Genomic DNA, 26,364 nt, shown 5'->3' on the forward strand with positions numbered 1-26,364 from the left:
TGTCCTACGTTGTGCCGCGCCTCAGGCAAACGCCCGGATGACGCGAGACGCAATTTGATCGAGCGGCCGAATCTCGACCGCGGCCTTCATGGCGGCAGCCGCTTTCGGCATGCCATAGACCGCGCTGGTGGCTTGGTCCTGCGCGATGGTGAGGCATCCGCGTTCGCGCAGCGCCTTCAGGCCGCGCGCCCCGTCCTGGCCCATGCCGGTCAGCAGCACGCCGACCGCAATGCCGCGCCAGTGCTGCGCCACGCTATGGAAGAAAACATCGATGGAAGGCCGATACAGGCTTTCGCGGGGGCAGTCGGTGTACCGCAGGGTACCATCCTCGCAGAGCGCCAGATGATCATCCGTGCCCGCGAGCAGCACCTGGCCGGGCAGCGGCGACTCGCCTTCGCGCGCCAGCCTGACCGGCAGCGGCACCTGGTCATTGAGCCAGTCGGCCATGCCGGCCGCGAACGAGGCGTCCACATGCTGCACCAGCACGATACCGGCTGGAAAATCCAGGGGAAGATCGCGCAGCAGCTGCGCCAGCGTCGCCGGGCCGCCGGCCGAAGCGCCGATGGCAAGCAGGCGCCGCGCGCCGGCGGACGCGGCGGGCTTGCTGACCGGGCTGAGCGCCGGCCGGTTGCCGTAGCGGCCGATCAGCCACCCGATGTTGCGGATCTTGCGCAACAGCGGCGCCGCGGCCGTGCGCATGTCCGTCGCACCCACCATCGGCGTGTCCACGGCATCCAGTGCGCCGTGCCCCATGGCATCGAAGACGCGCGAGGTATGGCCCGCCACGTCGGAGGTCACCACCACGATGGCGCAGGGCGTTTCCGCCATGATGCGGCGCGTGGCCTCGACGCCGTCCATGACGGGCATGATGAGGTCCATCAGCACGACATCGGGACGGTCGCGCGCGCATTGCTGCACGGCCTCCAGGCCGTCTGACGCCGTCCAGGCAATCTCCAGCCCGGGTTCCAGCGCGATGACGCGCCGCAGGACTTCGACGGCAAGCGGCATATCGTTGACGATCCCGATTCTCACGTCCGAGCCTTCCCGATGAGGTCTTCCACGGCGTCGAGCAGCGCATCATCGTGAAAGCTGCCCTTGGCCAGATAATAGTCGGCGCCGGCGTCCAGCCCGCGCTGCCGGTCCTCTTCCCGGTCCTTGTACGACACCACCATGACGGGCAGCGCCTGCAGCCTGGGGTCGGCCTTGATGCGCGTCACCAGTTCGATGCCGTCCATCCGCGGCATGTCGACATCGGTCACGATCAGGTCGAAGTCCTCGTTGCGCAACATGTTCCAGCCGTCCATGCCGTCCACGGCGACCGCCACATCGAACCCGCGGTTCAGCAGCAGCTTGCGCTCAAGCTCGCGAACCGTCAATGAATCGTCCACCACCAGCACGCGCTTGCGGCGGCGCGCGGCCGCCGCGCCCGCCCCGCTGTCCACCCGCGACAGGCGCCCGCCCTCGATAAGCTTCTGAACGGACACCAGCATGTCCTCGACGTCCAGAATCAGGAGCGGCGTGCCGTCGTCCATCAGCGAGCCGGCCATGACGTCCTGCACCTTGCCCAGCCGGGGGTCCAGCGGCTGCACGACCAGCGTGCGCTCGCCCACGTACCGGTCGACGGCGATGCCGTAGAGGCGGTCATGATCGCCCACCACCACCACGGACAAGGTATCGGCGGCCGGGGCGGCCTCGCCGGCGCGCAGGATCTGCCGCGCCGACACCAGGCCGATCTGCCGTCCCTGGAAACGGAAGTGCTGTTGGCCTTCCAGCTGCTCGATGTCGGTGGCGTCCACCTGCAACGCGTGGCTGACGTAGGCAAGCGGAAACGCGTAGATCTCGTCCTGCACCTGGACCAGCAGGCTGCGCACCACCGACAGCGACAGCGGCATCTCCAGCACGAAACGCGTGCCCCGCCCCTGCTGCTGGTGGACCCGCACGGCGCCGCGCAACTGGCGCACCATCGTCTGCACCACGTCCAGCCCAACGCCGCGCCCGGAGATTTCAGTCACTTCGTCGCGCGTGCTGAAGCCCGAGAGGAACAGGAATTCCAGCAGTTCGGCTTCGCTCAGGCGTGCCGCGGTTTCCGCATTGGTCAGCTTGCGTTCGACCACTTCCTCGCGCAGGTGATCCAGCGATATGCCGGAGCCGTCGTCGGCCAGTTCGACCAGCAGCATGCCCGCCGAATGGCGTGCCGACAGCGTGATCAAGCCCTCGGCCGGTTTGCCCGTCAGTTCGCGCTGCGCGGGCGACTCGATGCCGTGGTCCACGGCGTTGCGCAACAGGTGCATGAGCGGCGCATCCAGTTTTTCCAGGATGTCCCGGTCCACCTGCGTGTCTTCGCCCTCGATCTCCAGGCGGACCTGCTTTCCCAGTGAGCGGCCCAGGTCGCGCACCATCCGCGCCATGCCGCCCACGCCGTCGCCAAAGGGCCGCATGCGGCACGCGAGCGCGGTGTCGTATAGCCGCCGCGTCAGGTGGTTCATGCGCCAGCCGAATTCGTCGACTTCACTGGCGCGCAGCGTCAGTTCCCGCTGGCATTGTTCGAGGATGCGGTGGGCATCGTCCAGTGCCGCCTGGCCGCGCGCATCGAGCTGCTGTTCGGCCAGCACGGCGCGCACCCCGTCCAGCGCGTGCGCCGCGCCCGCCTGCAGCCGCCGCAGCCGCAGCATGGCGGCGCTGAAGGGCCCTACCCATTGCGACTCGACCAGCGTTTCGCTGGACAGGCCCAGCAGCTTGTTCAACGTATCGGCCGTGACTCGCAGCACCCGCTCGCCCTCGCCCGCGCTGCGGTCCGAACTGCGGCGCGCGGGCGGCACCGCGGCGGCCGCGTCCACCACTTGGGGCTTGTCTGCGGGCGCCGGGGCTGCCGGGACGGGCGCATCTTCCGTCAGGCGTATCGGCGGCAGATGGCCGCTCGGCCGGGAAGGACGCGCCACCGCCGCCGACGACGTGGCGGGCAGATTGGGCGCGCTGCTCAGCCGCGCCACCAGGTCGCCGATCTCGGCATCGAGCTCCACGCCAGGCGTGGCCACACGCTGCAGCAAGTCCGTGCCCAGCAGCAAGGCGTCGATGTCGGCGGCTTGCAGACGCAGACGGCCCTCCTGGGCGGCCACAAGGCAGTCTTCCATGGCGTGCGCGATACGCACGGCCGGATGCAGGTCCACGATGCGCGCGGCGCCCTTGAGCGAGTGGGCGGCACGCATGCAGGCCTCGAGCTGCGGCGCGGACGTGGGATTTTTCTCCAGGGCGAGCAGCCCGTCGTTGAGCACCTGCACCTGGGTGCGGGTCTCGATCTGGAACAGTTCAAGCAGCGACGCATCGCGCATCTGATCGGGATTCACGCGAGGCTCCGTTCCAATGCCTGCATCAGCAGGGTTTCATCCAGCACGCCCACCGCGCGGCCGCCGCAGCGCGCCACGCCGCGCGAGTACTTCAGGCTGGCGCCCTGCACCGTCGAGGGCAGCGGCTCAAGCGCGTCCAGGTCCACTTCGTGCATGCCCTCCACTTCGTCCACCGGCAGCACCACGGCGCGGCCCGCGCCGCCGACTATCAGCATGCGCGCGGTGGCGGGCCGCTCGCGCGCATGCGGCGCCGCGGCGTCCAGCCCCAACAGGCGCGTCAGCGATACGCAGACGGTCAGCGTGCCGCGCACGTTGGTCATGCCAAGCACGGCGGGATCACGCCGGTGCGGCAGGCTGATGATGCCTCGCGTGCCGGCAACCTCGTCCAGCGATCGCGTCGGCAGGCCTATCCACTCACGATGCATCCTGAACACCAGGAGCGACGACAGGTTGGCCGCGTGCTGCGGCGGCGCGGCTTCCTCGTCTTCCTGCATGGCGGGCGGCAGACGGTCAAGGATGCGCTTGGCTGCCGCGGCATACACCGGACAGTTGCGGCAATGCACGTGTTCGGCCAGTTGCGCGCAGCTTTTGTCCCCGCGGATGCCGATGCGGTTCCAGCAGTCGTCCACGCCAGAAAGCGATGCCATTGCGTCAGTCACGTCGCGCCTCCCCGCGCGCCGCGCGCGCCTGCAGGCGGCGGGCGCCTTCTTGATCCCCGTCCGACGCCACCAGCGCGGCCAGATGCAGCAACGCCTCGCGGTGGTTCGGATCCAGGTAGAGCGCCTTGCGGTATGCGGCCTGCGCCTGCCGCGACTGGCCTTGCGCATCCAGCAGCAAGCCCTGCAGATGCAGGGCCTCGGCGCTGGCGCCATGAATGTCCAGATGCGCCTGGCACTGCGCCATCGCGTCGCGCACCCTGCCCAGGTCGGCCAGCGCGGCGATCTCGCGCAGCGACGCCTGGGCCGCCTGCCCCGCGCCTTGCGCGGACGGCACGTCGGCGATCGCGGCATGCGGCACGGGCAGCCGGGGCGCGGGCGCCTGCGCCACCGGACGGCGCGGCGGCGTCCAGGCATGCACAAGGGGCCGCTGGCCGGCCAGCGGCGCACGCGCGGGCGTCGGCGACTCGACCGGCGCCGGCGCGGGCGTGGCGCGAAATGCAAAGGACCGCGGCAGCGGCACCGCCGGCAGGCGGCGGCCCGTCAGAAGACTGGTTTCGGCGGGTCCCACGAACAGCAAGCCGTCCTCGCGCGCAAACCGGCGGAGCACTTGCACGGCGCGTTCCTGCGTGGCCATGTCGAAGTAGATCAGCAGGTTGCGGCAGAACACGAAGTCATACGGCGCGGCGCCTGCCAGCAAGTTTGGATCGAACAGGTTGCCGGGCTGAAACCGGACCTGCCCGCGCACCCGCGCCGCCAGTTGATGGCCTTCCGGCACTTCGGAAAAATGGCGGTCGCGGAACGCCAGATCGCCCCCGCGAAACGAATTGCGGCCGTACACGGCGCGCTGCGCAAATTCGACCATGCGCACGCTGATGTCCACCGCATCCACCTGAAACCGATGCGCCGGCACGCCCGCATCCAGCAGCGCCATCGCAATGGAATACGGCTCTTCACCGCTGGAACACGGCACGCTCAACACACGAAGCACGCGGTTTTCGCAGCCCGGCGCAAACAGGCGCTCGCGCGCCAGCGTCGCCATGGCGACCTGGGATTCCGGATATCGGAAGAACCAGGTCTCCGGCACGATCACGGCTTCAATCAGCTGCTGCATCTCGTCGGGCCAGGCCTGCACGCGCATCAGGTAGTCCTGCTCGTCGTCCACGCCGGCCGCGTGCATGCGGTGCCGCACGGCGCGCTCGACGGCCGCCTGACCGATGGACCCGCTGTCCAGTCCCATGCGGCGCTTGAGCAGCCCGCTGAATTCCTCGATCAGGCTCATGGCTGCGCCTCAGTCATCGCAGCCTCGCCACCAGCCGGAAACAACATTGCCCGCACGAAATCGGGCAACAGGTCATCCACGCTGACGGCTTGCACCATGCCGTGCGCGTCGGACAGAACGGGACCCAGATAGCGCGCCTCGGCATTGTCCAGCGCATGCGGCTGAAACGCCGCCGGGTCGTAGTGGACGGTTTCGGTGGCCTGCTCCAGGATCAGGCCAAGCAGGCGCTCGGCGCTGGCCGGACCAGCGCGGTAGCGCACCAGCGCAAGCCGCGTGCTGGTCACCGCGGCGCACGCCCCTGCACCGGCCAGCGCGCTCATGTCGATGACAGGCACCGCCGTGCCGCGGCGCTCCATCATGCCCGCGACCCAATGCGGCGCGCCCGGCACCTGCTTGAAGACGCGCAGCCCCAGCACTTCGGCGATGTCCGCGGCGTCCAGCGCATAGCGGTCCGCGCCGATCCGGAAAAGCAGATACAGCCGGCGCGCCGGGCCGGCATGGCCCGCGGCGGCACGTGGGCGGACGGAGGAAGCAGTCATGGACGCAATCACACCTTGAAGCGCGACACGCCACTGCGCAGGTCATTGGCCACCAGCGTCAGTTCTTCGATGGCAAGGCTGGACTGCCGCAGCGATTCAACTGTCTGCTGGGCCGCGTCGCTGAGCTGCTGCAAGGCCTGGTTGATCTGTTCGGCGCCGGTGGCCTGGGCCTGCATGCCTTCGTTGACCATCTGCACGCGCGGCGCCAGCGTCTGCACCTGCTGGATGATCTGCGACAGCTGGTCGCCCACCTGCTGCATGTCGGCCATGCCGCGGCGCACTTCCTCGGAGAACTTGTCCATGCCCATCACGCCGGCCGACACCGACGACTGGATCTCGCGCACCATCTGCTCGATGTCGTAGGTGGCCACGGCCGTCTGGTCCGCAAGGCGGCGGATCTCGGTGGCCACCACGACAAACCCGCGGCCGTACTCGCCGGCCTTCTCGGCCTCGATCGCCGCGTTCAGTGACAACAGATTGGTCTGGTCCGCAACCTTGGTGATCGTGGTCACCACCTGCGTGATGTTGCCGGCCTTTTCATTCAGCACCGCCAGCTTGGCGTTGACCGAGCCCGCTGCCCCGACAACGTTGCGCATCGTGTCTTCCATGCGCGCCAGACCCACCTGGCCGCTGCCCGCCAGCGTGGCGGTCTGCTCGGCCGCGCTGGAGACTTCGGTCATGGTGCGCACCAGTTCGCGCGACGTCGCGGAGATCTCACGCGAGGTGGCGCCGATTTCCGTCGTGGTGGCGGCCACTTCCGACGCGGTGGCCTGCTGCTGCTTGGACGTCGCGGCAATTTCCGTCACCGACGTGGCCACCTGCACGGCCGACCGTTGCGTCCTGCCCACCAGGCCGGTCAGTTCGTCGACCATGCCGTTGAAACCCGTTTCGATGGCGTTGAACTCGTCCTTGCGCGCCAGCTTCAGGCGCCGGGTCAGGTCGCCGCTGCCGGTGGCTTCCAGCGTCTTGACGATGTCGCGCATGGGGTTGGCGATGGCGCGCATGAGCAGGTAGCCGCACACGATCGACGCGGCAATGGCCATCAGCAGAGACACAATCATTCCTGTCTCGGCCGCTTCCACCGATTGCTGGATGCTGACCGCGGCATCGTCCGCCTGCTTCTTGTTTTCGCTCACCATCCTTGCCAGGATGTCGCGCCCCCGGTAGAACGAGGGGCGCAGCTCGGTCACGATGCGAGCCTGTGCGCGGGCCGGTTCGGCCAGCATGGCCGGCGAAAGAATATCGGCGCGGATGCGCTTGTACTCCTGCAGTTCCTTCTGGAACGCGTCGAACATCTGCTGATCGTCCTGCCGGGAAATCGTGCGCCGGTAGAACTCGATGTGCTCGTCAAGCTGCTGGTCGTTACGCGGCAGGGCTTCCAGCGCGACACGGCGGTCGGCCTCGGTGGGCGCGTTGAACGCGTCCTGCACCACGACGAAGCCGCCGAACCATGACGCCCGGATCGACGTGCTGTAGTAGATGCCGGGCACCGCGTCGGTGTTGATCATCTGCGCTTCTGCTTCGACATGCAGAAGCCGCCGGTAGTCCACCACCACCATCAGCGTCATGATGGCCAGAATGGCCAGGAAACTGACCAGAATTCTTTGGCGGAGCGTCACATTCTTCATACCGGGAGACCTTTGTCCTAAATCGACTCGTCGACGCCCTGCCGGGACGCCCCTGGGTTATTCCCGCGCCGGCTAAGCCGCACCCGGCGCTTTTTACGGGAATATGGGAAATTTCGACAATTATTACAAAGGTGCCGCGCCGCAGCCATGAAAAACGCGGGAAAACGCGAAACATGGCGGCCTTGTAGGAAAAAAGCAAAGGTCTCTTACATAAAATCAATCGCGCGCGTGTCCGAACAGTTACATCTGCAGTGAGCCGGCCGCGCGCCACAGCGCGACCGGCGGCCGGTCCTGGACCCAGTCGCGGGCCTTTTCATAGGCGTGCGCCAGTTGCAGCACGGCCAGGTCGCCCCGGGGCGGACCGATCAGCTGCATGCCCATCGGCAGCCCATCGGCATTGAAACCCACCGGCACGCTGATGACCGGGCAACCGGCCAGCGTCCAGGGCGTGACGGTTTCCATCCAGCGGTGATACGTGTCCATGGGCCGCCCCGCGATCTCCTTGGGCCAATCCAGGTTGACGTCGAACGGAAAGACTTGCGCGGACGGCACCGCCAAAAAGTCCACGTCCTCAAACATGCGCAGCACAGCCTGATACCACGCGCTGCGTTCTTCCGTGGCCTGATAGACCTGCCGGGCCGTCATGCCTTCCAGCCCCTCGACCTCCCAGATCAGCGCGGGCTTGACCAGCTTTCTCGTGTCGGGATTGTGGACCAGGTCGTGGAACTGCCCGCCCACCATCAGGTGACGGTGCGCCAGCCAGATGCGCCACAGGCGGTCGCCCGCGAACGGCACCCGGTAGGCGTCGACCTGGCAGCCGGCCGTCTCCAGATCCTTCAGCGCCTGCTCGCACAGGTCCAGGATGCCCGGCTCCATCGCCAGGTAGCCGTCCCAATCGCCCAGCCAGCCGACCCGCTTGCCGGCAAGGTCCACGTCCAGCGGCTGCGCGTACAGAGCCGGATCGTCCGTCAGCGACAGCGGCGCGCGCTTGTCGTGGCCGGCGATCACCGACAGCAGCAGGGCCACGTCGCGCGGCGTGCGGCCCATGGGGCCTTCGTAGGAAAGTTGCTTGAGAAAGACTTCGGGCGACGGGCCGGACGGCACGCGGCCGGCCGAGGGGCGCATGCCGTACACGTTGCAAAAGGCCGCCGGGTTGCGCAGCGAACCGCCAAAGTCGCTGCCGTCCGCCACAGGCAGCATGCGCGCGGCCAGTGCCGCCGCCGCCCCGCCGCTGCTGCCGCCCGCCGTCTTGGTGGCGTCGTAGGGATTGCCGGTGGCGCCATACACGCGGTTGTAGGTGTGCGAGCCCAGACCGAACTCCGGCACATTGCTGCGGCCGATGAAGATCGCGCCGGCGGCGCGCATGCGCTCGACCAGGATGGAGTCATGCTGCGTCACCGTGTCCTTGTAGACCAGCGAGCCCATCGACGTGACCATGCCGCGCACGGCGGTCAGGTCCTTGGGCGCCTGCGGCATGCCATGCAGCCACCCCTGCCACTGCCCCGCGGCCAGCTGCGCATCGCGCGCATCGGCTTCGCGCAGCAGCTCGTCGCTGTCGCGGCGCGCGACGATGGCGTTCAGCTTGGGATTGACCTGGTCGATATGCGCCAGATACGCCTGCATCACTTCGCGGCAGGACACCCGGCGGCCACGGATGGCGTCCGACAGCGAATGCGCGGGCATGGCCACGATGTCATTGAGCGGGGCGGAAGTCGGCATGGCTTTTCGTCTCCTGGGCGCGCGCCGCGGATTCGCCGGGCGCGCATGTTGTCATGGGGCGCAGCGCGGCGGCCGGCCGCGCGCATCGCGACAATACTACGCAAATCGGTGGCCCCGCGCCTGGGAAAAGCGCCGGTTGTCAGGCGCGGCGGACGCCGTCAACGTGCCTGCCCGCACGGCCCCATCCCGGCAATTTCCGCCAGGCGGGTCTTAGCGATTGGCTCAAGCAACCCTGCCGACAATTGCGCCAGGTCAAACCGCGCGATTCGCCCGCCGTCCTAACATCGCCTCCTGCCATCCCGCCCGGAGACTCTCTTGACCACCACCGCCCCCGACGACCTCTGCACCGAAGCCGAAATCCAGGACATGGTCCACACCTTTTACGGCAAGGCGCGCGCCGACGAAGCCCTGGGCCCCATCTTCAATGGCATGGTGCACGACTGGGACGAACACCTGTCCACGCTCTCGGATTTCTGGTCCGCCGTGATTCTGGGCACCCGGCGCTTCACGGGCATGCCCATGCCCAAGCACGCGGCCATGCCCAACCTGAAGGCCGAACTTTTCGAACGCTGGCTGGTCCTTTTTAGCGAAACCACCGACGCCCTGCCCAATCGCGCCCTGGCCGACGCCGCGCAGGAAATGGCCAGGCGCATGGCCCGCAGCCTGTGGTACGGCTACCAGCTATCGCGCGATCCCAACCAGCCGCTGACCGAACTGCGCCCCGCCTGACGCCTTGCAAGGTCAGTCCACGCGCCACCACCCCGGCAACAGTCCGCGCACCTTGGCGCGCCGATAGCGGTCATCAATGAGGTGCACCGTGCCCTCATCGTGTTCGGTCCGGATGACCCGGCCGGCCGCCTGCACCACCTTCTGCATGCCCGGGTACAGATATGTGTAGTCGTACCCGTTCTCCTCGCCATAGCGCATGTCCATGGCGCGCTTCATGTTCTCGTTCACCGGATTGACCTGCGGCAGGCCCAGCGTCGCAATGAAGGCGCCGATCAGCCGCTTGCCCGGCAGGTCCACGCCTTCCGAGAACGCGCCGCCCAGCACCGCAAACCCCACCCCCTGCCCCGTTTCGGTGAACCGCGCCAGGAAGGCCGCCCGCCCCGGCTCGTCCATGCCCGGCGTCTGCAACCAGATCGGCACCTGCGGATGGCGCTCCCGCATCAGGTCGGCCACGCGTTTCAGATAGTCGAAGCTGCTCAGAAAGCCCAGGTAATTGCCCGGCCGCTCGGCGTACTGGCGCGCGATCAGGTCCGCGATGGGCGCCAGCGAACGTTCGCGATCGCGAAAGCGCGTGGACACGTTGCCCACGACGCGCACCGCCAGCTGGTTGGCCTTGAACGGCGCGGCCACATCGATCCACGGGGTGTCCTTGGGCAAGCCCAGCGTGTCCCGGTAAAACTGCTGCGGACTCAGCGTGCCGGAGAACAGCACCGTCGCGTGGGCCGCGGCATGCCGGGCGGCCAGATACGGCGCGGGAATCACATTGCGCACGCACAGCGTCGAAGGCGGGGTCTTGGCGCTGCTGACGCCGGCGTCGCCAAGCGTCACATCGAATAGCGCGTGCGAGCCGAATTGCTCGGCCAACCGCATGAAATGCAACGCCTCGAAATAGAACCCAAGTAAAGGATCGTCCTGCGGCAGCGGCGTCTGGCCGATGAACTCGGTGATGGCCGCCACCGCCTTCTGCACCGCCGTCAGCACGCCGGCCGGCGCGGCATCGTAGGCCTGATAGCGTTCGGCCTGCTTCTTGTTCAGCGCGTTCCACGACCGGTGCAGCCCGTCCAGCGATTTCTTCAGTGCCTTGGGCGCCGCGTACCGCGCGGCGGTCAACCGGCTCTGGTCGAGTTCGCCGGTGTACATGCGCCGCGCACGATCCACCAGGTTATGGGCCTCGTCGACCAGCACGGCCACCTTCCATTGATGCGCCTGCGTCAGCGCATGCAGCATGGCCGTGGCGTCGTAGTAGTAGTTGTAGTCGCCCACCACCACGTCGCTCCAGCGGATCAGCTCCTGCGACAGGTAGTAGGGACACACGTCGTGCGCAAGCGCGGTGGCGCGCACGGCGGGCGCGTCCAGCCGCGTGTATTCAAGCGCCGCGGCGCGGGCCTGCGGCAGGCGGTCGTAGAAGCCGCGCGCCAGCGGGCAGGAATCGCCATGGCAAGCCAGATCCGGATGTACGCAGCTTTTATCGCGCGCTTGCAGATCCAGAATGCGCAAGCCAGGCTTGGCGGGCTGCGCATTGATGGTTTCCAGCGCCTCGACCGCCAGCCCCCGGCCCGACCCCTTTGCCGCCAGGAAGAACACCTTGTCCAAGCCCGTGCCCGGACTGGCCTTGAGCAGCGGAAAGATCGTGCCCAGCGTCTTGCCGATGCCCGTGGGCGCCTGCGCCATCAGGCAGCGCCCATCGCGCGCCGTGCGGTACACGGCTACCGCCAGATCGCGCTGCCCGGCGCGGAACTCGCCATGCGGAAACGCCAACGTCTCCAGCGCTGCGTCACGCGCCTGCCGGTGCGCGAGTTCGGTCTTGGCCCATGCCAGGAAACGCTCGCATTGCAGCTGGAAGAACGCGGCAAGGTCCGCCGCCTGGTGGGTCTCCACCAGTACGGTCTCTTCCTCGGTCGCCACGTTGTAGTACACCAGCGCCACCCGCACGTCGGCCAGGCCCCGCGCCTGGCACAGCAGATGGCCGTACACCTTTGCCTGCGCCCAATGCACCACGCGGTGGTTTTCGCGCACGCTGTCGAACTGCCCGCGGTAGGTCTTGATCTCTTCGAGCTGGTTGGCGGCAGGGTCGTAGCCATCAGCACGCCCGCGCACCAGCAGGTCACCGAACACGCCCGACAGCGACACTTCGGTTTCGTAGTCCGGCCCACGGCGCCCTGTCACGGCCGCATGGCCAGCCATGCCTTCCAGGCCGCTGGGCGCGGGCGTGAAACGCAAGTCCAGATCCCCCGCCCGCGCCGTGAATTCGCACAATGCCCGCACCGCCACCGCATAGCTCATGCGGCCTCCTGCAACCAGCTCACGTGGCACACGCGCACCGGCATGCCGTGCGCGACGCAATATTGCAGCCAGCGGATCTGGTTGTCCTGCAGCTTGTCGCCCGGCCCCTTCACCTCGATCAGTTCATAGCGGCGCTCGGCGGGCCAGAAGCGCACCAGATCGGGCAGACCGGTGCGGTTGCCCTTGACGTCGCGCAGCAGCCGCGTGAAGAAAAGCTTCAGGTGCGCGGCCGGCAGGCAATCCAGCGCCTGCGCCAGCAACGCTTCGGACAAGGCGCCCCAAAACACGAACGGCGACTGCAGGCCCGCCTTGTCCGCATAACGCTGCAGAATCACGTCCCGGTAAGCCGGCGTGTCAAGGAGGGCCAGGCAGGCCTCGAACTGCGCCTGACGCCGGGCATGAAAATCCGGGGCTTCCAGATCCGCAGGACCGCGTTGGAACGGGTGAAAGAACGCGCCCGGCAGCGGTGCGAACACGGCCGGCCAGCACAGCAATCCGAACAGCGAATTGATCAGCGCGTTCTCGACATAGTGCACCGGCGCGTCGTCGTGATGCAGGTGATCGCGCGTCACGTATTCGACCGCGGACGGTTGCGCCGGGCGGGCCAGCGCCAGCTCCGTGCGCGGCAGGATCGGTGCCGCGGCGCGTGCCGCCGCGCCCTGCCCCAGCCCGCGCCGCAGCCGCGGCATCATGCGTGCCACGCGCTGGCTCTCTTCCTCGCTTTCGGGCGCGCTGGCGGCTTGCTGGGCCAGCGTCATGGCGTCTTCGAAGCGCTGCATCCTTTCGTACACGCGGATGCGCCGATGCCGCGCGCCGGGATAGCCGCAGGCCGCGTACACGCGCTGGGCGGCTTCCCAGTCCTGTGCGCGTTCGCAGGCTTGACCAATGCGCAGCAACACCTTGGCGCGGCGCTTTTCCAGCCATGCGTTGCCGCTGATGCACGCCTGCGCCGCCTGCAACAGATCGTCCACCGCCGCCCCCTCGTCCAGCGCCTGGCGGCAGGCGTGCAGCGCCAGATAGCAATCCACGTCCGCCCGCGTCTGAAAGGCCCGCGACGCCGCATCGAACGGCACGGTCTCGTACTGGAACACGCCCAGGTCCGCCAGCACGAACTCCGACCAATCCTGATGCAGATTGCCGAAGAACATGAGGCGCAGGCGTTCGCAACGGTCCGCCACCAGCACACGCCAGACGGCTTCGGCGGATTGCGGCGCCCAATCGCAGAATGGCCGGGTTTGCGTCAGATCGGCGCGCAGCGCTTCAAGCATGTCGGCCTTGCGCACGCCCGGCCTGGCTGCCGCGTGCGAGGCGAACACCCGGCAGAGCTCGGGCTTGGTCAACAGCACGAACAGTTCATCCAGCGCCATCGGCGCGCGCCGGTCCAGCCACCCCAGCGCTTCGAGCGGCCGGGCCGCTTCCTCGACGGCCGGGATCTCTTCGTACACCAGCCGGCTGGCGCGAAACCATGGTCCGCGCCGCATCAGCATGCGCACCATCAACGCCTGCGACGCCTGAGGCAACGCCGCGAAGTCCGCCAGAAAGCGGCAATCGTCCTCGTCCAGCAGATCGGCGTAGCGGTCCGAGACCCACGCCAGCGCGCGCTGGAAATTGTGGAGATAGTAGTAACGGTGCGGGGGCAACATCGGCGGCGGCCGGCTGGACTGTTTATTTATCCAGTAATCATAGCAGGCCGGCAGTCTTCGCTGAACCGCAGGCCCGGGGCCGCCCGGCAACCCGCCGCCCGCCCCAAACTGCCCGCACCGCCTCTCGCGCAGGGAAAACTCGGCAGGTCGGCGGCTCATCTACTCACGCATGAAAAACGGCGCCGGAAAGCCTGTGCTCTCCGGCGCCGTTTGCCGTCCCGCCCATCACAAGGCGGGACAGTCAATCACGACATCGTCACATCACTGCGCGCGCACCGGTTGCGGCGCCGCGCCGATTTCCTTGCGGACCTTGGCAACGTCGGACGCGCTGACCGCCGCGCCCTTGTTGCCCCAGCTCGACCGCACGAAGCTCACGACATCGGCAACTTCCTTGTCGGTCATGCGCCAGTCGAAGCCCGGCATCGCGTACGCGGTGGGCGCCGAGGCCGTGCCCGGCATCTGCGCGCCCTTGAGCACGATGTGGATCAGCGAGGCCGGATCGGCCGAGTTGACCGTCGAGCTCAATGCCAGCTGCGGGAACGTTTCGGTATAGCCCTTGCCCGTGCTGCGATGGCAGGCCGCGCAGTTGTTCAGGAAGGCCATCGCGCCGTCGCTCTTGTCCTTGCCGGACCGCAGCGCTTGCGCCACGGTTTCGTCATAGGCCAGCGGCTTGGTCGCGTCCTTGTTCACGGGCGGCAGGCTCTTCAGGTACACCGCGATGGCGTTCAGGTCGTCATCGGTCAGATGCTGGGTGCTGTCCTCAACCACCTGGGCCATGCCGCCAAACGCCGCCGAATGGCCGTTGCGGCCGGACTTCAGGAAGGTCGCAATGTCCTCCTTGCTCCAGCTGCCCAGGCCGTCGGTCGCGTCGCCGCGCAGGTTCTTGGCCAGCCAGCCTTCCACCACGCCGCCCGACAGGAAGGCCGAGCCGTCCGCGTCGGTCAGCGCCTTTTCCTGCAAGGCCACGCCGCGCGGCGTGTGGCAGGTGCTGCAATGGCCCAGGCCCTCGACGAGGTACTGGCCGCGCAGCAGCGCCTGCTTTTCCGCGCCGCTCGTGTTCACCGTGACAGGCGCCGTCGCAACGTCAGGCGCGAACATCCAGCGCCACACCGTCAGCGGCCATCGCATGGACATCGGCCAGACGATGTCGGTGTCCTTGTTCTCCTGCTTCACGGGCTCGACGCCGTGCATGAAGTAGGCGTACAGGGCCTTCACATCCTCGGGCGTGACGTTGGCGTACGCGGTGTACGGCATGGCCGGGTACAGCGAATGTCCGTCCTTGGCCACGCCGTGGCGCACGGCCCGGTCGAAGTCCTCGTACGAATAATTGCCGATGCCCGTTTCCTTGTCCGGCGTGATGTTCGTCGAATAGATCATGCCCAGCGGCGAATCGATGCCCAGGCCGCCGGCAAAAGGCTTGCCGCCCTTGGCCGTGTGGCAGGCGATACAGTCGCCGGCGCGCGACAGGTATTCGCCCTGCTTGATCATCTGCGCGTCGCTGGACGCTGGCGTGCCGTCGGCCGCGAACGCGGCGCTGGCAACGAGGGCCGAGAAGGCCGCAACAATGGTGTGCTTGATCATTGTTCCGTCTCCTTAAGCCTGGACCAGCGGGCCGGGGTTCTTCAGATACTGCTCGCGGATCGCCTGCGCCGCCCAGTAGGCCAGCGCGCCGACCAGACCGGTCGGGTTGTAGCCCATGTTCTGCGGGAACACACAGGCGCCCATCACGAACACGTTCGGCACGTCCCAGCTTTGCAGGTACTTGTTGACGACGCTTTCCTTCGGGTTGCTGCCCATGATGGCGCCGCCCGTGTTGTGCGTGCTCTGATAAACGCGCGTGTCGTAGTGCGAACCCTTCTTGCGCACGCCCACGAAATACTTCTCGGGGTTCATCGCCTTGGCCACGGTCTCCATGCGCTTGCCCATGTAGCCCAGCATGTCGAACTCGTTGTCGTGCCAATCGAACGTCATGCGCAAGAGCGGCTGGCCGTAGGCATCCTTGTAGGTCGGATCCAACGACAGGTAGGCGTCGCGGTACGACATCACCGAACCCGAAATGCCGATCGTCATGTAACGCTGGTACGCATCCTGCACGCCGGCCTTCCAGGCCGTGCCCCAGGTCGCGGTGCCCGGCGGCGTGGGCGTCTGCTTGATGGGACGCCCGCCCGTGCGCACATGGCGAATGCTGGCGCCGCCCAGGAAACCCAGCGGCCCGTGGTCGAACTGGTCGCCGTTCAGGTCGTCCATGCCCACGCCACCCGCGCCCGTGCCGACGAAAGGATTGAGCTGCGTGCCCTTGGGCAACAGCACATTGACCCCACCGTTCATCTGGTAGGCGTAGTTCTTGCCCACCACGCCTTCGTTGGTCTTCGGGTCATACGGCTTGCCGATGCCCGACAACAGCAACAGGCGCACGTTGTGCATCTGGTAGGCCGACAGGATCACCAGGTCGGCAGGCTGCTCGATCTCCTGGCCCTTCGCGTCGATGTACGTCACGCCGACGGCCTTCTTGCCGCTCGAATCCAGAATGACCTTGATGACCTGCGCCTGCGTGCGCAGCTCAAAATTGGGCTTCTTCAGCAGCACCGGCAGAATCGTCGTCTGCGGCGAGGCCTTGGAATACATGTAGCAGCCGTAGTTCTCGCAGAACCCGCAGAAATTACAGGGGCCAAGACGCACGCCGTACGAGTTGGTGTACGGGCCCGACGCGTTGGCGGCCGGCGTGGGATACGGGTTGAAGCCGACTTCGCGCGCGGCCTTCTCGAACAGCGACGCCCCGTGGGTCGTGGCCAGCGGCGGCAGCGGGAATTCCTTGCTGCGCTTGCCTTCCAGCGGGTTGCCGCCTTCGACGATCTTGCCGTTCAGGTTGCCGGCCTTGCCCGACGTGCCACAGACGTATTCGAACTTGGAGAAGTACGGCTCCAGTTCGTCGTAGGTCACGCCGAAGTCCTGGATGGTCATGCCTTCCGGAATGAACTTCTTGCCGTAGCGCGTTTCGTAGCGCGTGCGCAGTTCCAGTTCTTCGGGCAGCACACGGTAGTGCATGCCGTTCCAGTGAAAGCCCGCGCCGCCCACGCCCGTTCCCAACAGGAACGAACCGTTCTGGCGGTACGGCACGGCCACGTCGTCCACGTTGTGGCGGATCGTGACGGTTTCCTTGGACAGGTCCTGGAACAGATAGCCGCGAACCGAATACTTCAGCTCGTCGATCACCTTGGGATACTCGGCATCCTTGGGCGTGTCCTGCATGCCGCCGCGCTCCAGCGCCAGCACCTGCAGGCCCGCTTCGGTCAGCTCCTGGCCCAGAATGGCGCCCGTCCAGCCGAACCCGACCAATACCGCATCAACTTTGTCTTTCTTGATCGCCATGATTTAACCCTTCTCCCCAGAGATCGACACGGGGCCATAGGGGTACTTGACGTTGGGCTGGTCCGCCCAGTCCATGAAGTCGGCGCGCGCGCCGGGAAAGCCCACCATCTTCCAGCCCACCATGCCCTTGTTGCCGCCATAGATCGGATCGGCGAGAAAGCCTTCCTTCGTGTTGGCAAGCAGGAAGCTGAAGAACGTCTTGGACGGCACGGATTCGAACGCGATCTTGCCGGACTGCAGATCCTTCAGGATCTGCTCCTGCAAGGCCTTGTCCAGCTCGGCGTATGCCTTGCCGTGCGTTTTCACGCACCAGGCATCACAGGCCTCGATGCCGTTGCGATAGACCTGGCGGGGATTCTGGTCGAGCTGGTAGCCCAGTTCAGGCACCTGGTCGGTGTGGAACGGCCCGTCCATGTACCACAGCTTGCCGTGGCCAAAGGGCGTTTCCATCTGACGATCGATGAACTCCGGCACGCCGGCCGCGATGGCGCCAGGGCCGTACTCGTCGGCGGGAATCAGGTGATCCACCGCGGCCACGATGAAGGCCCATTCGGCCTTGGTGAAATAGGTGGGCTCGTACGGCTTGGCCGCCTTTGCGGCATTGCCGTCGGCGGCGTTGGTACAGCCGACGGTCAGGCCGCCGACCGCCAGCGTCGACGCTGGCACAATGGCCATCGCCTGCAGAAACCGCCGGCGCGGTTGTGCGTCATCAGTCATGGACATCTCCGTGAATATTCCAAGTTGTCCTAGCGCGCTACCGAACATGCAACCTGGAAACACGAACTGCCCGAGCTAGTGACAACATGCTCTTTTCTTGCTCAAGATCAAGACTGCTCTTTGAAAAGGGACGTAAGAGCAGGTGTCGGCATTATGCGCTTCTGATCCGCTCGTTCGACCGTATCAGTTGGAATTTCTTGACGTGGAAAAGTCTTTTGCATTAAGGACAACGTAAGAACATCTGAAAAGCATTGCTTTCTGACAGCAAGGTGAACAAAAACCGTCGTCGGCCGTCCAGTACAATCCGCGTTTGGCGACGTTGTGATCGCCCATTTGTCTGGACCCCAAGCATGTTGCGTCTGTCTGAAATCAAGCTGCCGTTGAACCACACGCCCGAGGAACTGCCCGCGGCAATCCTCAAGAAACTGGGCATTCCGGCCAGCGACCTGAACGGCTTCACCATCTTCCTGCGCAGCTACGACGCGCGCAAAAAGCACAACATCCTGCTCATCTATGCGCTGGATGTGGACGTGGCCAACGAAGCCGCAATCCTCGAGCGCTTTCACGACGACCGCAACGTCAAGCCGTCTCCGGACACCGAATACAAATTCGTCGCCCAGGCGCCCGCCACGCTCGCCAAGCGCCCCATCGTCATCGGCACCGGGCCCTGTGGCCTCTTTGCCGGCCTGGTCCTGGCGCAAATGGGCTTCAAGCCCATCATCCTGGAACGCGGCAAGGCCGTGCGCGAACGCACCAAGGACACCTGGGGCCTCTGGCGCAAGCGCATCCTGAATCCCGATTCCAACGTTCAATTCGGCGAAGGCGGCGCGGGCACGTTCTCGGACGGCAAGCTCTACAGCCAGATCAAGGATCCCAAACACTACGGCGAAAAGGTGCTGAAGGAATTCGTCCTGGCCGGCGCGCCTGAAGAAATCCTTTACGTCAGCAAACCCCACATCGGTACGTTCCGCCTGGTCGGCATGGTCGAAGTCATGCGCGACACCATCACCAAGCTGGGCGGCGAAGTCCGCTTCTCCAGCCGCGTTGAAACCCTGCACCGCGAGAACGGCAAGGTCACCGGCGTCACGTTGGCAAACGGCGAACACATCGAAGCCGACCACGTCGTCCTGGCCATCGGCCACAGTGCCCGCGACACCTTCCAGATGCTGCTGGACCAGGGCGTCTTCATGGAAGCCAAGCCCTTCTCCATCGGCTTTCGGATCGAACACCCGCAATCGCTCATCGACCGCGCACGCTTCGGCCCCAACGCCGGCCACCCCATCCTGGGTGCCGCCGACTACAAACTGGTGCATCACGCCAGCAACGGCCGCTCCGTGTACAGCTTCTGCATGTGCCCCGGCGGCACCGTCGTCGCGGCCACGTCCGAACCGAACCGCGTCGTCACCAACGGCATGAGCCAGTATTCGCGCAACGAACGCAATGCCAACGCCGGCATCGTCGTGGGGATTTCACCTGAGGTCGACTACCCCGAGCACGTGCTGGCCGGCGTCGACTTTCAGCGCAAGTGGGAATCGCAGGCGTTTGAGCTGGGCGGCCGCGACTACAGCGCGCCGGGGCAGTTGGTTGGCGATTTCCTGCAAGGCAAGGCGTCGACTGAATTTGGCGCGGTGCAGCCGTCGTACACGCCGGGCGTGCACCTGACCGATCTGGCCACCGCCCTGCCCGACTTCGCGATCACTGCGATTCGCGAAGCATTGCCGGCGTTCGACAAGACCATCAAAGGCTTCAACATGCCCGATGCCGTGCTGACGGGCGTGGAAACGCGGACGTCGTCGCCGATTCGCATCAAGCGCGATAACGAGACGCTGGAGAGCATCAACACGCAAGGATTGTTTCCCGCGGGCGAAGGTGCGGGTTATGCGGGCGGAATTCTGTCGGCGGGGGTGGACGGGATCAAGATTGCGGAAGCGGTGGCGCTGAGCATCATGGGCCGTCTGGGCTAAGGGGTCGCGGTCAGGGATTAGGGATAAGTGAAGATCAGCCTGCCGCCCGGCGCACTCGCCGGGCGGCAGTTGCAATCACAAATCCGCCGCGTCCCGCAGCCGCACGCCATCCAAATCCGCGGCATTCAGCGCGTCATACATCACCCGGTCGACCACCGGGTCGATCGACATCAGCGTCTGGCGGAATATGTGTGCATTCCCGACGCGCTCGTCTCGAAATACGAGATTAGCGCCGCCCACGACGCTGTAATACAGCTCGTCTTCGCCGGTCAGGAAATTACGATCGTACTTTTTCTTGACCCGCGACGCTCCCACATCCAGCGCATCGAGCGTGCGAATCACGCTGCAAAAATAATATTGCGGTCCTGGCGAGCCGTCGGCCTGCGTATAGTCGCAAGCGCTGAATACAAAGGCCTCGGGATCAACCGATTCGAACACTCGCTTCAACGGCTCCGAGACGATCCAGATGCCGCACCACTGCTCGAATTGCCGAAGCGCTCCGCCTTCTTCCGGCACATGGACGATGTGCGGCCGTTCGCAATATTGCGAAGGATCGCCGTCGGGCGGTTCCATCGTGTACATGCCGGGCCGAATCAGCTTTTCCTCGTTGGCGATTACCAGGCCCGGGCCAATGCCATCGCTCCAGTGGCTTGCGCTAAGGACGAAGTATTTTCCCTTCTGCGATTCAAACGTCATCACGTGAGCATTCTCCGGGGCAGATCCAAGGCTCACCATCGTACCGCCAACGCGCTTATTCAGATGGCCGCGTCTGCGTCAGCCCCGTGGGCGGCCCGTCAATTGCCGTCCACCCTGCATCCACCGCCAGGCTGCTGCCCGAGATATAGCTCGCGGCATCCGACGCCAGAAACGCCACCGCCGCGCCCACCTCGGAGGGCTGACCCCAGCGGTTCAGCACCGTATGGCCGGCGTATGTGTTGTAGATGTCGGGACGTTCCTTCAGCGGCTCGGTCAGACGGGTCTCGATGATGCTGGGCATCACCGCATTGACGCGCACGCCGTAGGGGCCGACCTCCGCCGCAAACGCCTTGACCATCTGCTCGATGCCCGCCTTGGTGGCGGCGTAAATGCCCAATCCGGGCTCGATCGTCACGGCACGCATCGACGAACACAGGATCATGCTGCCCGCGCCCTGCTTCATCATCGGCCGTCCGAAGTGGCGCATGAAGTGAAACGCGCCGCGAAGATTCAGGTTCACCACCTGGTCGAACTCGTCTTCCGTGTAATCGACGATGAGCTTGCGGATGTTCAGCGCTGGTGTGGCTACAGCGATGTCTATCTTTTTTTGCTCGGTTAAAACCCTGGCGGCCAACTGCGCGATGAACTCGCCGCTGGCCGCATCGGCCTGCATCCAGCCGGCCGCGCCGCCGCCGTCGATGATCTGCTGCGCAGTGGCTTGCACGCCAAGTTCGTCGCGGTCCGCGCACATCACATAGGCGCCCATCGCACCCAATGCGTGCGCCGACGCTTGCCCGATGCCGGAAGCGGCGCCGAGTACGACTGCGGTTTTGCCTTGGAGACTGAATAGTTGGGGGTAGTTGGTCATGAAGCTTCGATGAAGACTGTTATGGATACGGACTGGCTTGGTGCGGCCGTCGGACTGCTCAAAATGGATTCGGACCGCTCGCGGAGGCCATCCAACAGCACAAGGCGCAAACGCTTGGCTATTATCCTTGCATGATCCAAGCCCCGCCCATCGCCATCGCAGCGCAGATTGATGACGCCAGACGCGTCATCGAACGCCATCTCGGAACCCGCCTTGCCGCCATCCATCTGTTTGGCTCTGCGGTCGCCGGCGGGTTGCAACCTCACAGCGATATCGACCTGCTCGCCACCGTGACTGAGCCTCCCGACACGGCAACGCTCCATGCTTTGGCGCTGGAACTACTGACGGTCTCCGCACCGCCGGGCCAGTCGCCCAGTTTGCGCGCGCTTGAAGTCACCGTGATGACGCTTCAGCACGCCGTACCTTGGCGTCACCCGGCCCGGCGAGAGCTTCAGTTTGGCGAATGGCTGCGCGAGGATTTGCTGGCGGGCATCGTGGAGCCGCCCATGCAGGACCACGACCTCGCCATCGTTCTGACAAAGGTGTTGGGCCACAGCATCCCAGTCGTCGGTCCGCCTGCCGATCAGATCCTTTACGCCGTACCGCGCCAGGATCTGACACGCGCACTGCTGGACACCGTCGCCCAATGGAACCATCCAGAGGACTGGGCGGACGAAGAGCGAAACATCATCCTGGCGCTGGCGCGCATCTGGTACACGGCTGTGACGGGGGAAATCGCATCAAAGTCAGACGCGGCGACGTGGTTGCTGGAAAGGATCGACCCACCCCATCGGCCGATCCTCAGCAAGGCGCACGCGATCTACCTTGGACGAGCCACGGACGATCTGGCGGAACGGCACGCAAGGGAAACGGCCGCGTTCATCGCTTACGCGCGCCGCGCTGTTGAAAGGACTTGCGCCGCTGGTTGAGCGGCGGATGTAAAAAAGCCGGCATCAGCCGGCTTGGTTGACTTAGCGCGCCATACCGATCTGCAGCACCGACGGGTCGCGCTGCATGTACCGGTTCATGATCTGGCTCAGAATCGGGTTGCCCGCGTTCTCCGCCTTCGGCGCCGTCAGGCTGACCACGGCCGCGCACAGCTTGCCCGCCTGAACGGTGTGCCCCTTCACATCGGCTTGCACCGTCGCCGCCATGGCTTTTTTCCAGGCCGCGGCAACCCCATCGACCGCCTGCTGCGCAACGCCGCAATCCGAGTAGGACAGCGATAGCACCACCGCAGGCACGTCCTTGACCTGCACGTCCGCAATGATGCCGCCAAAGTAAGGCGGAATGCCTTCGTTGCTGGATGCCGCAGCTGCTTGAAGCTTCTGCTTCGCACCCTCCAAGTCGGCCGGCGATGACATCAACACCTTTGCCGGATCCACCCCTTGCAAGCCAAAGACCGGCGAGATGACAGCCGCCTGCACGATCCGCCCGCCATCCGAAGGTACGGAGTCCTTCAGGCCGGCAATGGAAGCCTTCACGATCTCGCTGTCCGCAACGGAAGGCTTGGGCTGAGACAACGCCTTCATGCCCGAGGGCGCCGCCGCCTGCACCAACGCCGTATCAAGCGGCAAGACAAACGTCGGCATACCCATCGTGCCCCGCCAAGGCTGCTGCCCGGTGGCTTTGGTCAGATCGGGTTTATTGGGCTCGCCGTTTGCCATCAATCCGGCCACATCGCCGTCCACGGGCTTGAAGTCTGCCTGCTTCAGACGATCGGCAAACTTTGCCGCCGATTGTTTGTCCCTCAGCCCCCAGTAGGTGACATTGCTGGGCGACTGGCCAAAGCCTGCGAAATAGGACAAATCATTGAGAGGAATATGCGCGCTGTCGGACCATTTATCCAGACCGTAGCCCATGGATTGCAGCGCCGTGATCGCCTGCGCGATAGACAACCGGCGCATCGCATCGGCGGTGGGCCCATCTTTTTCAAGGCCGCGCCACGCCTGCATATCAAGGAAGGATATCTGTATCGCTTCAGGGGCACTCAACACCACCTGCGGTACTTGCTTCAAGGCCTGTTGCAAGGTTTGCGTGCTGTCCTGTGCTGCCATCGACGTACCGCAAACAGTCATCAAGCCAAGTGCAAGGGCCTTTAAGCGCATCCGATATCTCCTGTGGGCTGGTGGTCAACTAAGCCCCGGGGAGTATATCAATGGTCGGTCACCAATAAAAAAGTCAGCGTAGGGGCTTTGCCCCGGATTGCCAGATCAAAATCAGAATTTTCTGATACGAATCACTTCTCATTACCACTTAATCTCCCTCTCATTCATCGGCTCAAAACGGGGGGGAAGCATGGAGAAAAAGCAGAGCGCTTTGCTGACAATTGGTGCCCTAATTCTGACGGTTTCGCCGATTCAAGGGCACGCGGAAGTCAAGGCTCCGGTGTGGATCATCGACGAATTCGTTTCCGATGCAGGTCAGATGCAGCTTGACGGCAATCTGACCTATATAAGCAGCTCCTCAAAGTCTGCGGCGGGATACCGAGGGGGATTCCTGAGTATCACCCCCACCTACATGATTCCTATTTTGAGCAGTGTTGATGAAGTTCATCAGCAAGCTGACCGATTCATTGCCATGCTGGGCGTTCGCTATGGACTTACCGATTCCACTGAGATTGGCGTACGTGCTACAGGGGCATGGACCCAGACTCGCAGCTATGCGAGCGAATCTGGCTCATCAACTACAGAGCAAGAGTTGTCATTCAACTCGGTATCGATAAACGGTGCCACACGGCTTTATCAAGGTGCGCAATCCAGCGCTTTTGCGTTCGCCACGATCGGCCTCGTCGACCGAGTTTCTCTCAGACCATACCGTCCGAAAAACATCAATTTTCATACCTTCACCCTGGGCATGGGCGGCTACGTGGTGGACGACCCTGTCGTCTTTTCGTTGGCCGGATCCGCAACGCTCGCGCGGGATGTCAAGTTCGCAGACGGCAGCTATAGGCGCGGAGCTCTCTTTTCGCTCTCGCCTGGCATCTCATTCTTGGCGAATGACCGTACGACGCTTTCTTCTGGACTAGAGTTTTCCCACCAATTGGCAGATCGCTTTAATGGAAACAAGTTGGATCTCAATCGAAGTCAGACGAGACTTTCCTTAGGAGTGGGCTACGCATTCAGCGAAAAGCTGACGGTTCACGGCAATTATTGGACGGGCTTGGCAGGACTCGCGCCCAATAGCACCGCGCAAATCAGCTTCACTTACAAGAACTGACCGTGGACTGCCCGTTTATGAACAGGTCATTCAAACCCTGTTGGATCCTGATCCACGCATTCTTGCTTTTTCCCCCTACAACCCTCGCTTCCGACACAGAAAGCGAAAGAAATCGCCTTCGCGTCTCGTGGAAGAGCATGCGCGACGAGGGGGTCGTTCGACAGCAATTCGACTTCTCGTGCGGAGCGGCTTCCATTGCAACATTGCTGACCTCCCACTTCTTGGATCCCGTGGATGAGATGACGGTGCTCAAACTGTTGCCTTCGGTGCATCGTCCGTACTCCTTGGCGGATATGGTCAATGCTCTGAACGCCTTGGGATATGAATCTGCCGCAGTTCGTCTGGACCTGGCAACGCTACAGCAACTGACCGCACCAGCCATCCTTTTTATGCAACCGCGACGAGCCAAGACCACAGTAGGACACTTCGTTGTTCTGAGAAGGCTTGGATACGCGAGCGTTTCGGTTGCTGATCCATCCTTGGGAAATAGAACTTACTCCCTCAACGACTTCCGGCGCAGGTGGAGCATTCCAGGTAATACGTCGGAAACTGCCCAGGGCATAGCGTTGATCGTCCGTAAAACTGTTGATTCTATCGATAGGGAGGATCCGAACCACAGGAAGCATGACTATTTCCGTCGAGCCGAGTCACCCATCCTTCTTCGCGGTCCGACACGTCGTTATTCCCCGCACGTGTTGAATAAGCGCCCATGAAACACGTTAAAGCCAATTTCCCTGCTTGCATTGAAAGCTGTATGAGCGGGGCCTTGCCCCGTTCCCACTTTGGAGAATTCAATGAATGAACCTGCATTTCGCAGTTACGGATTCGTCGCTTTGGTATGCCTAACATCCGCCTCAGCGTTTGCCTCCGGGCACACCAACCCTGACTGGTCTGACAGTTTTACTAGCGAGCAAGTCAACTTGCACGTCTTGAGCGCCGAAGAGCAAGAAGCCTACAGAGGCGCCGTAGGTCCAATGTTAGTGCCGGTCATTAGTGGCGCCGCAGGAGCCGCAGCGTACGTAGGGGGATCATTGGCCTCGGGGAATACCCCTACGGTGTCAGGCGCCCTGCTTGCCGCCGCGGGAGGCGCAACTGCGGGACTGGTTCCAGGGCTCGGGCTAGGCGCGGCAGGCACGGCAGTGATTCAGGGGGGCATCGGTGTGGGCACAAGCGCAGCAATTGGTGTCATGGACCGTGGCCCCATCACCGTTTCCCCACAATATCCTCATGCCGCATTCGGGATAGGTGGCGGATGCGACCCCATCCGCTGCATTTATAAGGACGGCGTTCTTAGGCCAAGAAACTTCGGAGAACACCCCTAATCTCTGACCCATCGCTGATGCGTCGACAAGGTGCCCGTGACATTACAGGGCGCTGTATGTCATGCAGGGTCAGGATCGGCCCTGCCTTAATGACGCGCGGAAAAATACTCCAAATGCCCAACGACGACCTGTACATTATTGCTACGAACACCGTTCTGATATTCGTTGCTTCTGCAGCCGCAAGAAAATGCTCCAAATACCCTCGATTAAACGCACGCCGTATAGCAATTGCGATATTTCTGATGTGCTTCGTTTCGGTGTACTTAGTTTGTTTTTATGCGCGAGCGCTGCCTCTGGAAAAGAGCCTGCTGTCCGGAGGCGTGACAGCATCCGTGATCACCATAGCCTTCTTTGCGCTACGTTGGGGGTGGTCACGCCAAAGATAG

20 protein-coding genes are annotated in these 26,364 nt (G+C 64.4%); 5 read left to right on the plus strand and 15 right to left on the minus strand.

The features are described 5' to 3' along the window. Window positions 1-21: 21 nt before the first annotated feature. The 7 genes from H4P35_RS14840 to H4P35_RS14870 form a co-directional block, all read right to left on the minus strand. The gene (locus H4P35_RS14840; RefSeq protein WP_056318132.1) at window positions 22-1,032 is read right to left on the minus strand and encodes a chemotaxis response regulator protein-glutamate methylesterase; all 1,011 of its coding nucleotides are present in this window, start codon (window positions 1,030-1,032) and stop codon (window positions 22-24) included. Further along, window positions 1,029-3,344: a hybrid sensor histidine kinase/response regulator gene (locus tag H4P35_RS14845; RefSeq protein WP_226846095.1), complete on the minus strand. Its 2,316-nt coding sequence runs from the start codon at window positions 3,342-3,344 to the stop codon at window positions 1,029-1,031. The genes H4P35_RS14840 and H4P35_RS14845 overlap by 4 nt, the downstream gene beginning before the upstream one ends. After that, on the minus strand, window positions 3,341-3,991 hold the full coding sequence (locus H4P35_RS14850; protein ID WP_226846096.1) for a chemotaxis protein CheW: 651 nt from the start codon (window positions 3,989-3,991) through the stop codon (window positions 3,341-3,343). Before H4P35_RS14850 ends, H4P35_RS14845 begins: the two co-directional genes overlap by 4 nt. A 4-nt stretch (window positions 3,992-3,995) precedes the next feature. Then, window positions 3,996-5,282 (minus strand): protein-glutamate O-methyltransferase CheR, encoded by a 1,287-nt coding sequence (locus H4P35_RS14855; RefSeq protein ID WP_226846097.1) that lies wholly within the window; start codon window positions 5,280-5,282, stop codon window positions 3,996-3,998. Beyond that, window positions 5,279-5,821 (minus strand): chemotaxis protein CheW, encoded by a 543-nt coding sequence (locus H4P35_RS14860; RefSeq protein ID WP_226846098.1) that lies wholly within the window; start codon window positions 5,819-5,821, stop codon window positions 5,279-5,281. Before H4P35_RS14860 ends, H4P35_RS14855 begins: the two co-directional genes overlap by 4 nt. A gap of 8 nt (window positions 5,822-5,829) precedes the next feature. Continuing rightward, the gene (locus tag H4P35_RS14865) at window positions 5,830-7,449 is read right to left on the minus strand and encodes a methyl-accepting chemotaxis protein (protein WP_226846099.1); all 1,620 of its coding nucleotides are present in this window, start codon (window positions 7,447-7,449) and stop codon (window positions 5,830-5,832) included. Between the two features lie 240 nt (window positions 7,450-7,689). Further along, on the minus strand, window positions 7,690-9,168 hold the full coding sequence (locus tag H4P35_RS14870) for an amidase (RefSeq protein WP_226846100.1): 1,479 nt from the start codon (window positions 9,166-9,168) through the stop codon (window positions 7,690-7,692). Between the two features lie 366 nt (window positions 9,169-9,534). Between H4P35_RS14870 and H4P35_RS14875 the strand changes: the two genes are divergently transcribed. Continuing rightward, on the plus strand, window positions 9,535-9,897 hold the full coding sequence (locus H4P35_RS14875; RefSeq protein ID WP_226849474.1) for a group III truncated hemoglobin: 363 nt from the start codon (window positions 9,535-9,537) through the stop codon (window positions 9,895-9,897). A 12-nt stretch (window positions 9,898-9,909) separates the two neighbouring features. Here the strand turns inward: H4P35_RS14875 and H4P35_RS14880 are convergent, their stop codons facing one another. The 5 genes from H4P35_RS14880 to H4P35_RS14900 form a co-directional block, all read right to left on the minus strand. Next, window positions 9,910-12,180 (minus strand): ATP-dependent DNA helicase, encoded by a 2,271-nt coding sequence (locus H4P35_RS14880; protein ID WP_226846101.1) that lies wholly within the window; start codon window positions 12,178-12,180, stop codon window positions 9,910-9,912. Next, window positions 12,177-13,823, minus strand: a complete 1,647-nt coding sequence (locus tag H4P35_RS14885) for a VRR-NUC domain-containing protein (protein ID WP_226846102.1) — start codon at window positions 13,821-13,823, stop codon at window positions 12,177-12,179. Before H4P35_RS14885 ends, H4P35_RS14880 begins: the two co-directional genes overlap by 4 nt. A gap of 261 nt (window positions 13,824-14,084) precedes the next feature. Beyond that, complete coding sequence (locus tag H4P35_RS14890) at window positions 14,085-15,404, minus strand: cytochrome c (RefSeq protein WP_180098564.1); 1,320 nt, start codon at window positions 15,402-15,404, stop codon at window positions 14,085-14,087. Between the two features lie 12 nt (window positions 15,405-15,416). Then, window positions 15,417-17,192 (minus strand): GMC family oxidoreductase, encoded by a 1,776-nt coding sequence (locus tag H4P35_RS14895; RefSeq protein ID WP_226846103.1) that lies wholly within the window; start codon window positions 17,190-17,192, stop codon window positions 15,417-15,419. A 3-nt stretch (window positions 17,193-17,195) separates the two neighbouring features. Continuing rightward, a complete protein-coding gene (locus H4P35_RS14900) occupies window positions 17,196-17,909 on the minus strand; it encodes a gluconate 2-dehydrogenase subunit 3 family protein (RefSeq protein ID WP_180098562.1) in 714 nt (237 codons plus the stop codon). A 350-nt stretch (window positions 17,910-18,259) separates the two neighbouring features. Between H4P35_RS14900 and H4P35_RS14905 the strand changes: the two genes are divergently transcribed. Continuing rightward, window positions 18,260-19,873: an NAD(P)/FAD-dependent oxidoreductase gene (locus tag H4P35_RS14905; RefSeq protein WP_226846104.1), complete on the plus strand. Its 1,614-nt coding sequence runs from the start codon at window positions 18,260-18,262 to the stop codon at window positions 19,871-19,873. A gap of 75 nt (window positions 19,874-19,948) precedes the next feature. Here H4P35_RS14905 and H4P35_RS14910 read toward each other — a convergent pair whose 3' ends face one another. Then, complete coding sequence (locus H4P35_RS14910; protein ID WP_226849475.1) at window positions 19,949-20,569, minus strand: imm11 family protein; 621 nt, start codon at window positions 20,567-20,569, stop codon at window positions 19,949-19,951. 55 nt (window positions 20,570-20,624) lie between these two features. Beyond that, window positions 20,625-21,437, minus strand: coding sequence for an SDR family NAD(P)-dependent oxidoreductase (locus tag H4P35_RS14915; protein WP_226846105.1), 813 nt, complete (start codon window positions 21,435-21,437; stop codon window positions 20,625-20,627). Between the two features lie 131 nt (window positions 21,438-21,568). On the opposite strand from H4P35_RS14915, the gene H4P35_RS14920 reads away from it, so the two are divergent. Continuing rightward, complete coding sequence (locus tag H4P35_RS14920; RefSeq protein ID WP_226846106.1) at window positions 21,569-22,366, plus strand: aminoglycoside adenylyltransferase family protein; 798 nt, start codon at window positions 21,569-21,571, stop codon at window positions 22,364-22,366. 42 nt (window positions 22,367-22,408) lie between these two features. Here H4P35_RS14920 and H4P35_RS14925 read toward each other — a convergent pair whose 3' ends face one another. Further along, window positions 22,409-23,545: a hypothetical protein gene (locus tag H4P35_RS14925; RefSeq protein ID WP_226846107.1), complete on the minus strand. Its 1,137-nt coding sequence runs from the start codon at window positions 23,543-23,545 to the stop codon at window positions 22,409-22,411. A gap of 190 nt (window positions 23,546-23,735) precedes the next feature. On the opposite strand from H4P35_RS14925, the gene H4P35_RS14930 reads away from it, so the two are divergent. Then, window positions 23,736-24,656, plus strand: a complete 921-nt coding sequence (locus H4P35_RS14930; protein WP_226846108.1) for a hypothetical protein — start codon at window positions 23,736-23,738, stop codon at window positions 24,654-24,656. Between the two features lie 137 nt (window positions 24,657-24,793). Beyond that, window positions 24,794-25,369 carry a C39 family peptidase gene (locus H4P35_RS14935; protein WP_226846109.1) on the plus strand — a complete coding sequence of 192 codons (576 nt, stop codon included), beginning with the start codon at window positions 24,794-24,796 and terminating at the stop codon, window positions 25,367-25,369. The last annotated feature ends 995 nt before the right edge of the window (window positions 25,370-26,364 follow it).

Origin of the sequence: Achromobacter sp. 77 (genome assembly GCF_020541125.1) — a bacterium.
GTDB lineage: Bacteria > Pseudomonadota > Gammaproteobacteria > Burkholderiales > Burkholderiaceae_B > Achromobacter > Achromobacter mucicolens.